This window comes from Mucilaginibacter sp. P4_E8, from assembly GCF_056401495.1.
The window spans coordinates 1-10179 of the sequence record NZ_JBFUJG010000160.1 but is presented as its reverse complement, the minus strand read 5'-3'; the positions used below and the strand labels follow the sequence as shown (position 1 = coordinate 10179).

Here is a 10179-nt window from a genome sequence, read left to right as displayed (position 1 = left end):
GGATAAAGCTCTATTTTGAGGAGGTTTCTCATATACAGGGATTGAAGGACTATGCTATTATTTACACCTTCGACCAAAGAATCGTTATCAAGGGTTCTGTAAAATCAATGCAGGAGATATTTCCTGAAACACGCTTTATAAGGGTGCATAAATCATTTATTGTTGCTAAAGATAAAATACGGCGGATAGAAAAGAACAGGATCATCATCAATGATCACCAGATACCAATAGGCCGCAACTATAAAGACGAAGTGGAAAGGAAAATTATAAGCAGTTAAAAGCATAAATAATATGAAAGCTATTCTATTTATCTTTTGAAAGGCGATGAAAATGTTCTATTTATTCTGGATGAAAACCGTAAATTTAGGAGAGGAAACCAGGATTTTAGCTATACCCTTAACAGAGTTCACAAGGTACTGCGCTTGTCTGGTCAGTAAATTGGCAAAGTTCCATCCGGGAAGTGTGAAAATTGCAGGCATAGTGGAGCCGTAGTTGCCAATTTCTGAAGGGACGCAAAAACGTTAAAACTCTACTATACTTGCCGTTCATCTACTATATTTTGAAGCGACTGAATGATATAGTTGTTTTGTTTCAGGAACCCCAATAAACAAAAACGCATCATGAAAAATTTAGCATTCATTTTATTTATTACTGTGCTGGGTGCCAATTGTTTAGCCCAGACTAAAAAGGTTGGCGGCGTGTGCGAAGGCTGTGAGGCCATTTATGAGAGTCCCATTCCTTTTGAGCAATTGAAATCCTTTGTTTTGCTGCCAGGTACAACCTGGAACGGTAAAAAACCTTTAGGTATCAACGGCGTTGTTTACAAGGCTGATGGCAAAACCCCTGCTCCGGGCGTAGTATTGTACCTGTATCATACCGACGAAACCGGTCATTATCCCAAAAAAGGTGATGAAAAAGGCTGGGCCAAACGGCATGGCTATATTCGCGACTGGCTGAAGACAAATGAAAAAGGCGAGTACAAATTTGGCACGCTTCGTCCTGCTTCCTATCCGGATAGTCCTGTGCCTGCTCATATTCATGTTACTATAAAGGAGCCTGGCATCAATGAATATTATATTGATGAGTTTCTTTTTGCCGATGATCCGTTGTTAACAGCAGAAAAGCGAGACCACCTCCCAAACCGTGGCGGCAGCGGCATTGTAAAACTCATTGATGTGGGCAATATGTACAAAGGGGAGCGAAATATCTATCTCGGTAAGAATATTCCTGATTATCCGTTGAAATAAAAAGTCAGTTCTAAACAAACGATCCAAGTAGTTTTGTATATAGCTACGTCCGGACTTATAGCCCGGTAATACTATTCATCTAAAATGGGAACCTCTAAAATCAATAGGATAGCATTGTTGGAAAGGGCCTCAAATTCTACTTCGTCAACCTCCCATAGGGCCAGGCCGTCGCCCTCATGCATTAACCGGTATTGTACTTCCAGTTCTCCCTGAATAACAAAAATAAATACACCGGTTTTAGATTTTTTTTTATGATAGATGGCTTCCTGCCGCCCCTTCAATTTACCAATGGTACCGGTATAGCCGGCATTTTCTGCCCCGGGTGTAATCTGGCTAAAAATCTCTATCAGCTCGTAGCTTTCCAAATCAAACTTTGATTCGCAGGACAGTGTTTGATTATCAGCGGTTTTTATCCACAACTGCAAATATTTTACAAGATGATCAGTGTAGGGGTTTTTTGTTGTACAGGTGCTGCCGGCTTTCAAATGCAATACTTGTACCGCACCGGCTTCAACCAGGCCTTCGTGGCTGGTACTATCCCAAAATGCTACAGCACCAACAATTGGGATTAAAATAATATCTGTATCTTCTTCAATCAGCCATTTTAAAGATTGTCCGCCGCCAAGCGTATCTTCGTTTAACACATAAAGCGAACCAAAAGGCTTTTTATGCTCCTGCTGATATTTGCCAAAATTAAAAGTATTATAACTGCGAAACCATTCCGTTTCATTAAGGCCGCGTTCTTCTGCCAGGTATATTTTTCCTTTAGATTGTGGTAACATCTGCACTTTTCTTTTTGAGGGAGTAAATACTTAAGTAAGGCTGCATGGAAAACATCTCAGTTAAAATCTCGCCATGTTCATCCTGCACACCGGCATTAACCGAAACGAGTAACTGGTTGTCTATGGTATCATACCAGGTAAGTGGTTCTGATATGAAATTGATGCCTATCTGGTGTTTGGATATATCCCTGATATCAGAATTAATGATCTCGAACTGGTAGCCCTTAAACGGGAGAAACTTTTTTCCGGCATTGTTAATAATATCGGGCACTTTGCCGTTAAGCTGTTTTAGGTATCCTATAACCGAAGCGCTAACAAGGAAGTGTAATTTTTCGGCTCCCGGAACATGATGAATTAATTCGCCAAAAGTAAAATATTTTTTATCCGGGTTGATGGTTTGCGCCTGCATTAAAAATTCCTTGTAGGTATCTGCAAGCACCAATTTTTCCCATGGCTCCCGGGAGGCAGCAGTGATGATTTTCCGGTATAATAACCGTATGATGGCTTTTTCCATGAGATTGAAATAAGCAGAGGCGTTATGAATAACACCTCTGCCGGGTTGGTTATAGTGGATAGGGGAATTAAGCAGCTACATAAATGGTATGGGTAAGCACATATCCCGCTGAAACACTGCCGGTAACGGTTGACAGCTCATTGGCCAGGGAATCGCTGAACACCATGTCAGCTGTAGTGGCCGTGTCTTGTTTCCCCCGGTTGGAATAAGGCGATACTGTGGTGTAAACAGTATCGCAAATGTCTGTTGGAAATGCGATCTGCGTGATGAGCAATGATGTACCTGATGAACTATAAATATGCGCGTGAATGTGTGGTGCCCTTGGTGAATACCACCCCGGGAAAATACTGGTAAATGTCACCAATCCATTAGCATCGGTAGTTTGCCTGCCGCGCAAAAAGTGCGAGGAGGTATAATCAACGCTTGCGTAACCACCGCCGGGGGTGTCTGTATATTCTGAATAATACCCTACGGCTGTACAATGCCATATATCAACCAATGCGCCGGATAAAGCTGCACAACTGTTATTGGTATTGCATATCGTTATTTTAATAGTGAGGGCTACACCGGTTTGTCCGTCAACAATATTGCTTCTTACATAGGAGGAAGGGGTAATTGTAGGATAAGGGCCCGCGGTTTCAGAAGACGTTACTGAACATGAACCACTACTGGATGATGAGCCGCTGCCGGATGATGAACTGCTGGAAGATGTACTGGTTGTAGTTGTAGTATCTGCATCTTTTTTGCAGGAATTTGCCAAAGGTGCAATAAAAGCTACCCCTAAGGCAGCAATTCCGCTTTTAATGAATGATTTACGTTCCATAATAGTTTAATGAAGTGTCTGAATGCTTATGAAGTGAAATTATAAATTGAAACATTTTTGTTACAATTAGTGTCGATAAACGCCTGCATTGTATCGGCTAAAGCTGTTTTGCATTGTTAATTATCCTTGAAAGTACTTTGTGCTTCTCCCTTGGCTTCGTTAAATTCTTTTACGCCACGGCCTAAACCCCGCATTAGTTCAGGTACTTTTTTACCTCCAAATAATAGTAATACAGCTACAATGATCAGTATTAATTCAGGTGCTCCTAATCCGCCCATAACTTCAATTTTTAATTTGTTAATTATTAATAGTGATCAAATGTATTTATAGCCATATTGCTGTTATATAATGTATCGATGAATAATGCGGATGTGTCGGTTAAACCTTTGTTAAAATGATGCGTTAGAGTTTATTGCGGTCGTTAACCCAGCTTTTGAATAAGCCAAAACTTACCTTAATCAACCGGCAATAAGTCTCTTTTGTCATCAAACTGCCATCATGTTTCTGTGTTTAAAATCTTTTAAGCACCTAATCGTCTTAGCTACATATGAAGAAACGAATCCCTGCCATCGTGCTGTTATGGCTGATCATTGATATTTACTTTTTTACAGCGGTTGAAACGCTGACCCATGATATTTCCCTATACCTGGCTTACTGGTTATTTGACGCCTTGTTGGCTGGTACGATACTATACAGCGTGATAACCGGAAAGACCAAACTCGTGTCCTGGCTAATGGCGCTGATGCTGCTGTCCTTTATACCCAAGCTGGTGGGCTCCATAGTCCTGATGCTCGAAGATATCACCCGCCTGTTCCGTGGTTTCCCTCCGCGCAGTTATGGTGTGAGCGAATTTGTGTTGGTTGTAGCCGGTACACTTTTTCTGCTATTGCTGTTCGGGATCACTCGTGGGCGCCACTACTATAAGGTGCGCCGGGAAACGCTTTATTTTGATGATCTGCCCGAAACCTTTGACGGTTTTACCATTACGCAGTTATCTGATATTCATTCCGGAAGCTTCAGTGACAAGCAAGGTGTGCAAAAAGGGCTTGACCTGGTAAACGCGCAGGGAAGTGACGTGATTTTATTTACTGGTGATTTAGTTAACAACCAGGCGACTGAAATGGATCCCTGGATACCGGCCTTTGCTGAACTGGAAGCGCCCTATGGCAAATATTCGGTGCTGGGCAATCATGACTATGGCGATTATATGCAATGGGAAAATAAAGCAGCTCAATATGCCAACCTGAATCGCCTGAAACAAGTGCACAAAGAAATTGGGTTCCAATTATTGATGAACGAGTCCATGCAAATTCAGAAAGATGACCAGTCTGTCGCGCTGATCGGTGTTGAAAACTGGGGCAAAGGTGGTTTTCATAAATATGGCGACCTCGAAAAGGCGGCGGCCAATGTGCCGGATGGAGCTTTCAGGATCTTAATGTCACATGACCCCTCGCATTGGGACGCAGTAACGGTCGACCATCACCAGCATATCCACCTCACGCTTTCGGGGCACACACACGGCATGCAATTTGGCTTTGAACTATTTGGTTTTAAATGGAGCCCGATCAAGTATATTTACAAGCAATGGGCGGGCCTTTACCAAAAAAGTGGCCAGTACCTGTATGTGAACCGCGGCTTTGGTTTTCTCGGCCTGAAGGGCCGTGTGGGCATCTGGCCCGAGATAGCTGTTATTACTTTAAAGCGTAAATCATTAGTTTAGCTGCATGAATTCAATGACTGGTCTTGTGCTGTCTGCTTCTTGCCTTGATTTTATGCGCGAGCTTAAAAGTAATAATGCCAGGGAGTGGTTTGTTCAAAACAAAGAGGCTTACCAAACAGAGCTGGGCTTTGTTGAGGCCTTTGCCGATGCGCTATTAAATAATATAAGCACGCACGATGTCATCGAAACACCTACCGGTAAAAAGAGCCTGCACCGCATCTACCGGGATACGCGGTTCTCTAAAGATAAAACCCCGTTTAAAACCAACTGGAGCGGTGGTTTCCGGCGCGCCACCAAATATCGTCGTGGCGGCTACTATTACCATTTTGAGCCGGGCAACAGTTTTGTGTTAGGCGGATTCTGGGGACCCAACCCGCAGGATCTAAAACGGATCAGGGATGACATCGCCTTTGATGCTACACCATTACGGGACATCCTCAGTAGTGCTACTTTTATCGACACCTTCGGCAAGCTGCGGGGCGAACAATTAAAGACCAGTCCTAAAGGCTATGATCCGGCTCACGAAGCGATTGATCTGCTGCGTTATAAACAATTCCTCATTATCCGGCGTTTTTCAGACCAGGAAGTTTTAAGTGACAATTTCTTCCGAGAGGCCTGCCAGACCTTCCGGAAGATGCGCCCATTTTTTGATTACATGAGCGAAGTGCTGACCGCTGATGTGAATGGACTTGCCGTTTAAGATAAACAGCTCCTGCCATCAATTCTTTATCTTTGGTTCATGCACCTCAAAGCGAGCAGTAGGGAAGGTTTACTTATTAAATAAATTATCATGTTACAGAACCGCGTTGATCCGCAAGGAAATATCATCAAAAGYAGTGCCCGCGGCGTTTGGATGGGCAATCGCGGTCAATTGCATGGTAGTGGAAAAACAATCCTTCGACCCTTTAAACATCAAGCCTGGATCATTTGCCTGCTGGAATTTAAAGGCAGGCACCGGCAGGTAATGTCGCCAAATCTTTGGACAGAATTATTCTTTTTGGATGAGGCTACGGCATTTGCGGCGGGGCACCGGCCTTGCTTTGAATGCCGCCGTGCAGACGCTAATAGTTTTAAAGCCGCCTGGCTGAAGGGCAATCCGGAATTTGAGTTTCCTGACAAAGTAGCCATAGGCAAAATAGATCAGATTATGCACCAGGAAAGGATAACTAAAAACGGTGGCAAAGTAACGTTTGAAGCAGCTCTCAAAAATTTGCCAAACGGTACCTTTATACAAATAGAAAATGAACCTTACCTGTTAGCAGAACAGTTGATATATCGCTGGACGCCATTTGGGTATGAAAAAGGCATTCCGCTGCCATCGTTAGCAACAGTCACGGTGCTAACCCCAAAGTCTGTAGTCAATGCCTTTCGCATGGGTTACCAACCCCAAGTGGCCATCCCTGAATAAAACAATTTTTTACTGCCGCTGATAAGGCCGATAATATTGCTCATAAAACTGTTTCTTGAAATCTTTATAATGGCTTACCGCGCCAATCATATTCAGCAGTTTGATATAATACCAGGCCAGATCGATCTGCATTGGTTTAAATCCACTTCTGGCACTTTTGGGAAATAAATGATGGTTGTTATGCCATTCACCGGCCACAAGTCCCGGCCATAACTGATTGATGGATTTGTCTTTACGACTGTAGTCGGTTCCGTCCCGTTGCTTGTCTTTGCCTTTGGCATGGCCTTCGTAATTAAAGGTACGTACGCCAATAGCCCAGAACCCGGCTGCACCGAATAAACAAAAGGCCAGGGCATGACCGCCCATTAGGTAAAACGCGAGGTACCAGAATGACCAGTTGAGTATCCAGGATAGTATTGCGCGCCATGGGTTTACATATGAGCCCCAGTGCTGGTATTGCAAATAAGTATTTGCTTTTACCCCTGTATGTTTCATCAATGACTTTACCCGGTTGTAATCATCTTCATTCAGCTCTTTGGCTATGGGCTGATGATTTACATCTGCTAAAAAGCAATAAAGGAAACCAGCCTGCGCATTGTAGGGATCGCCTGGTTTATCAGATTTGGAATGATGCACATGATGCGATATGACGTAAATTTCTTCGGGGATAACACAGAGCGTTAAGTTCTGGGTAATAAAACGCCAGAATTTGTTACGGAATGTATACGCTCCGTGTGTACAATAACGATGGTGCCAAATGGTACCATGCGTACCCATAATGATCATTCCGTAAACAAAGGCGGCCAGTATGGTCCACCAGCTTAAAAAATAAATGACAAAGAATACAAAGAAAGGAATCAGGTATAATACCTTGAGCCAGCTAAAAAAAGGCAGCCAGTTTTTACGGGTTTTAAATACATTTAACCTTGAAAAGAACTCGGTTAATATTTGTTTGACAGTGGGTTTAATTAAAACCGACTGTTCGTCCGTCCAACCGTAGGAGGGAGTTTGCAATACATAATCTAAAAAGGGCATCAGCTAAAAAATTTAAAGGTATCGGGCTCATATAATATAATAAGAAGTGTTGATTTGATTCAGGATCGCTGCCGTTGGGGGTTAAAGGCAATAAGGTATTGCAAATGGTTTTTAATAACTGTTTTAGTATCCAATTTTTTTTCAGGATCGGATACAATCAGGACTAATTTTTTTTTGATCAATTCAAATAATTCTGCTAATATTTCGGGTAATACTTTAGCCGATATAGTGGGGTAATATTTTTTTTCCAGGACTGATTTTTCATCAGCGGTGGCTAAAATAATCTCCCAAGCTTCATCGGTTCTAAACCAGTGCTCTTTGGCGCTGTTATTCAGATCAAACAAAAACATTTTGGCCTGTAACTCAATTGTTTGACTTGCCATGTTAATTGTGTTTTTTATTGATAGAAATGAGCCCCTCTTTGGAGGATGTGTTTTTGGAAGCCTGGTAATCAGACTGATCTTTTTTACTATTCAGGCTTGGTGCTTTTTTGTGGGCTTTACTGCCTTTATCTTTACTCATTGTTTTTTTGTTTAATGTTAATTTGATATTGATAATCTGCAGCTGCTGGTGCAGGAGCTGCATGGAATTTAAAATACTTTCCGCAGTTTAATGATCCGCATCCAGTGCATCAGTTTCATGATTGGGTAAACGGGGTCAATCTCAAACCATTTTTTGCCAAAGTTGGCGCTGTTGGGATGTTTGTGATGATTATTCTGAAACAGTTCGCCCAGCATTAAAAGGTCAAAGGGGGTAGTGTTTTTGGATTTGTCTTTATTGTCAAAATTCGTATAGCCATATTTATGACCGCACCAATTTACAATAGCGCCATGTATAGGGCCCATTAAAAAATGAATGGGTAGCAACAGGAACATCCACCAATGGGTGGCAAAAAACACATAAAAACAGGTGTAAGCTACACCAAAGAGCAGTCTTGACAAGGTGGAAGAACCCATCCGGTCAATTAAAGGCCATTCCGGATAATGCCCACCAAATCTGGCTTCCGGATCCTTTATTCTTTTCAGATGGTCACCAAATGTTTTAAAAGTAGCCTTTGTCATTTGGATAACGTTGGTGAAAAAATGAGGTGAATGTGGGTCCTTTTCGGTATCGCTGTAGGCGTGATGTTCCCGGTGCATAATTGCGTAAGCCCTGGGATTTAAAAAGGAGGCGCCTTCAAAAAGATAGGCCATGATATAAAATACACGCTCCCAGAATTTATTCGTGGTGAACATGCGGTGAGAGGCATAACGGTGCTGGAAGAAAGTCTGAAAAAAAAGTGACAGGAACCAGTGCGCAATAAAAAAAATCAGGATCAGCATAAAAAATGTATTAGTATTAATAGCAAGTAAGGCATAAGACAAACATGGTTACCCTTATAAAGGAATCATGCATGTTTAAGTGGGATAGAAACAGATGAAGTTTTGTTCTCTGTGGCCTGGATCTGCCTGATGAGATGCAAGCTTGAAATTTAAGATGCGCTTGAGATCAACGGGTAAAATGTTTGTGGTTTAAAACCAAAAACTACAGGTACTGTATAGTCAATAATTAAGACTATCATATAAAGTTAAACGTTTTATACAATTATTTGTTGTTAATATTTTATAATTAATTTGTTAAGCCTAAAGACCCTTTTCCATCCAGACAAATTAATAATTAGTAACTTTACAATAAGTTTATTTCTAATTAAGACAACGTGGCGACAGATAAAATAACTATACTTTATGTGGATGATGAAGCAAACAATTTGTTTTCGTTCAAGGCTACTTTCCGGATAAAATATGAGGTTTTAACGGCGCTGGGTGGAGATGAAGCCTTGAAAATATTGACTACTAATAAGGTACATATAATCATCACAGATCAGCGCATGCCTAAAATGACAGGTGTTGAATTTTTAGAAAAGGTATTGGATAACTTTCCTGATTCAATAAGAATCCTTTTAACAGGCTATGCAGACATGGCAGCGGTGGTAGATGCAGTTAATAAAGGGAAAATATTTCACTATATAACCAAACCATGGAAAGAAGAAGAAATGGATTTGGCCATAAACGCGGCATATGCAGCCTACCTTGAAAAAGCTCAATTAAAAGAGATGAATGAAAAGTTGGAAGGCTCAAATGATCAATTAGAGTTTTTGCTAAGACAAAAGCTACTTTCTTAATAGCTGATTGGGTTAAATAGCAGATCTTATCTCCTTTAATAAGGAAACCAGTTTTTCTTTGGTAAGAGGTTTTTCTATGATGCTATTTACTGTTTCATAAGTAAGTATTCTGTCAATATCGCCGGGATGGCTTGCAGATGATAATATCGTTAACACAATAATCCTATAATTTTTTTTAGTCTCAGCAGAGAATTTTTCAAATTCTTCAACAAATTTTAACCCATTCATTACAGGCATTTGTAAGTCGAGCAAAATTATGGTAGGAATTGACGTATCCTMAATAATGGTTTCACTTATTATTTCCAGGGCATGTTGCGCATTTTGAAAAGTCTTAATAATTAAGCTCTTAGTACTGCGTTCTAAAAACTTCTGGGTAACAAAGCGGTCCAGTTCACTATCATCAATTACTATAAATGAAAATTCTATATTCATCAGATAGATGGAATTGTAACTTTAAAGGTTGTTCCCTTGTGCAAAACGGAGTTGACT

Annotated in this window: 15 protein-coding genes; 6 read left to right on the top strand and 9 right to left on the bottom strand. The window is 41.2% G+C overall.

Going from position 1 to position 10179, the window contains the following annotated elements:
• Together AC1DRQ_RS27055 and AC1DRQ_RS27050 are read left to right on the top strand one after the other, a co-directional pair.
• Positions 1 to 278: LytR/AlgR family response regulator transcription factor (locus AC1DRQ_RS27055; protein WP_477428559.1), on the top strand; the 278-nt coding region annotated here is incomplete at its 5' end.
• Between the two features lie 342 nt (positions 279 to 620).
• Positions 621 to 1247, top strand: coding sequence for a dioxygenase family protein (locus AC1DRQ_RS27050; protein WP_477428557.1), 627 nt, complete (start codon positions 621 to 623; stop codon positions 1245 to 1247).
• A 71-nt stretch (positions 1248 to 1318) separates the two neighbouring features.
• Here the strand turns inward: AC1DRQ_RS27050 and AC1DRQ_RS27045 are convergent, their stop codons facing one another.
• The 4 genes from AC1DRQ_RS27045 to AC1DRQ_RS27030 form a co-directional block, all read right to left on the bottom strand.
• A complete protein-coding gene (locus tag AC1DRQ_RS27045) occupies positions 1319 to 2029 on the bottom strand; it encodes a pirin family protein (RefSeq protein ID WP_477428555.1) in 711 nt (236 codons plus the stop codon).
• Positions 2013 to 2543 (bottom strand): hypothetical protein, encoded by a 531-nt coding sequence (locus AC1DRQ_RS27040; protein ID WP_477428553.1) that lies wholly within the window; start codon positions 2541 to 2543, stop codon positions 2013 to 2015. Before AC1DRQ_RS27040 ends, AC1DRQ_RS27045 begins: the two co-directional genes overlap by 17 nt.
• A gap of 67 nt (positions 2544 to 2610) precedes the next feature.
• The gene (locus tag AC1DRQ_RS27035) at positions 2611 to 3366 is read right to left on the bottom strand and encodes a dioxygenase family protein (protein WP_477428551.1); all 756 of its coding nucleotides are present in this window, start codon (positions 3364 to 3366) and stop codon (positions 2611 to 2613) included.
• A gap of 116 nt (positions 3367 to 3482) precedes the next feature.
• On the bottom strand, positions 3483 to 3644 hold the full coding sequence (locus AC1DRQ_RS27030) for a Sec-independent protein translocase subunit TatA/TatB (RefSeq protein ID WP_429401323.1): 162 nt from the start codon (positions 3642 to 3644) through the stop codon (positions 3483 to 3485).
• Positions 3645 to 3913: 269 nt separating this feature from the next.
• Here AC1DRQ_RS27030 and AC1DRQ_RS27025 point away from each other — a divergent pair, with 269 nt between their 5' ends.
• The 3 genes from AC1DRQ_RS27025 to AC1DRQ_RS27015 all read left to right on the top strand — a co-directional run bounded on the left by AC1DRQ_RS27025 (position 3914) and on the right by AC1DRQ_RS27015 (position 6494).
• Positions 3914 to 5086, top strand: a complete 1173-nt coding sequence (locus AC1DRQ_RS27025; RefSeq protein ID WP_477428548.1) for a metallophosphoesterase — start codon at positions 3914 to 3916, stop codon at positions 5084 to 5086.
• 13 nt (positions 5087 to 5099) lie between these two features.
• Positions 5100 to 5786 carry a DUF2461 domain-containing protein gene (locus AC1DRQ_RS27020; protein WP_477428546.1) on the top strand — a complete coding sequence of 229 codons (687 nt, stop codon included), beginning with the start codon at positions 5100 to 5102 and terminating at the stop codon, positions 5784 to 5786.
• A gap of 90 nt (positions 5787 to 5876) precedes the next feature.
• The gene (locus AC1DRQ_RS27015; protein WP_477428544.1) at positions 5877 to 6494 is read left to right on the top strand and encodes a hypothetical protein; all 618 of its coding nucleotides are present in this window, start codon (positions 5877 to 5879) and stop codon (positions 6492 to 6494) included.
• Positions 6495 to 6503: 9 nt separating this feature from the next.
• Here the strand turns inward: AC1DRQ_RS27015 and AC1DRQ_RS27010 are convergent, their stop codons facing one another.
• The 4 genes from AC1DRQ_RS27010 to AC1DRQ_RS26995 all read right to left on the bottom strand — a co-directional run bounded on the left by AC1DRQ_RS27010 (position 6504) and on the right by AC1DRQ_RS26995 (position 8851).
• Complete coding sequence (locus AC1DRQ_RS27010) at positions 6504 to 7529, bottom strand: fatty acid desaturase (protein WP_477428542.1); 1026 nt, start codon at positions 7527 to 7529, stop codon at positions 6504 to 6506.
• Between the two features lie 59 nt (positions 7530 to 7588).
• Complete coding sequence (locus AC1DRQ_RS27005) at positions 7589 to 7912, bottom strand: hypothetical protein (RefSeq protein WP_477428540.1); 324 nt, start codon at positions 7910 to 7912, stop codon at positions 7589 to 7591.
• Between the two features lies 1 nt (position 7913).
• Positions 7914 to 8051, bottom strand: coding sequence for a hypothetical protein (locus AC1DRQ_RS27000; RefSeq protein WP_477428538.1), 138 nt, complete (start codon positions 8049 to 8051; stop codon positions 7914 to 7916).
• A gap of 68 nt (positions 8052 to 8119) precedes the next feature.
• Positions 8120 to 8851, bottom strand: coding sequence for an acyl-CoA desaturase (locus AC1DRQ_RS26995; protein WP_477428536.1), 732 nt, complete (start codon positions 8849 to 8851; stop codon positions 8120 to 8122).
• A 374-nt stretch (positions 8852 to 9225) separates the two neighbouring features.
• Between AC1DRQ_RS26995 and AC1DRQ_RS26990 the strand changes: the two genes are divergently transcribed.
• Positions 9226 to 9690 carry a response regulator gene (locus tag AC1DRQ_RS26990; RefSeq protein WP_429401306.1) on the top strand — a complete coding sequence of 155 codons (465 nt, stop codon included), beginning with the start codon at positions 9226 to 9228 and terminating at the stop codon, positions 9688 to 9690.
• Between the two features lie 12 nt (positions 9691 to 9702).
• Here the strand turns inward: AC1DRQ_RS26990 and AC1DRQ_RS26985 are convergent, their stop codons facing one another.
• A complete protein-coding gene (locus AC1DRQ_RS26985) occupies positions 9703 to 10122 on the bottom strand; it encodes a response regulator (protein ID WP_477428534.1) in 420 nt (139 codons plus the stop codon).
• Positions 10123 to 10179 lie beyond the last annotated feature (57 nt).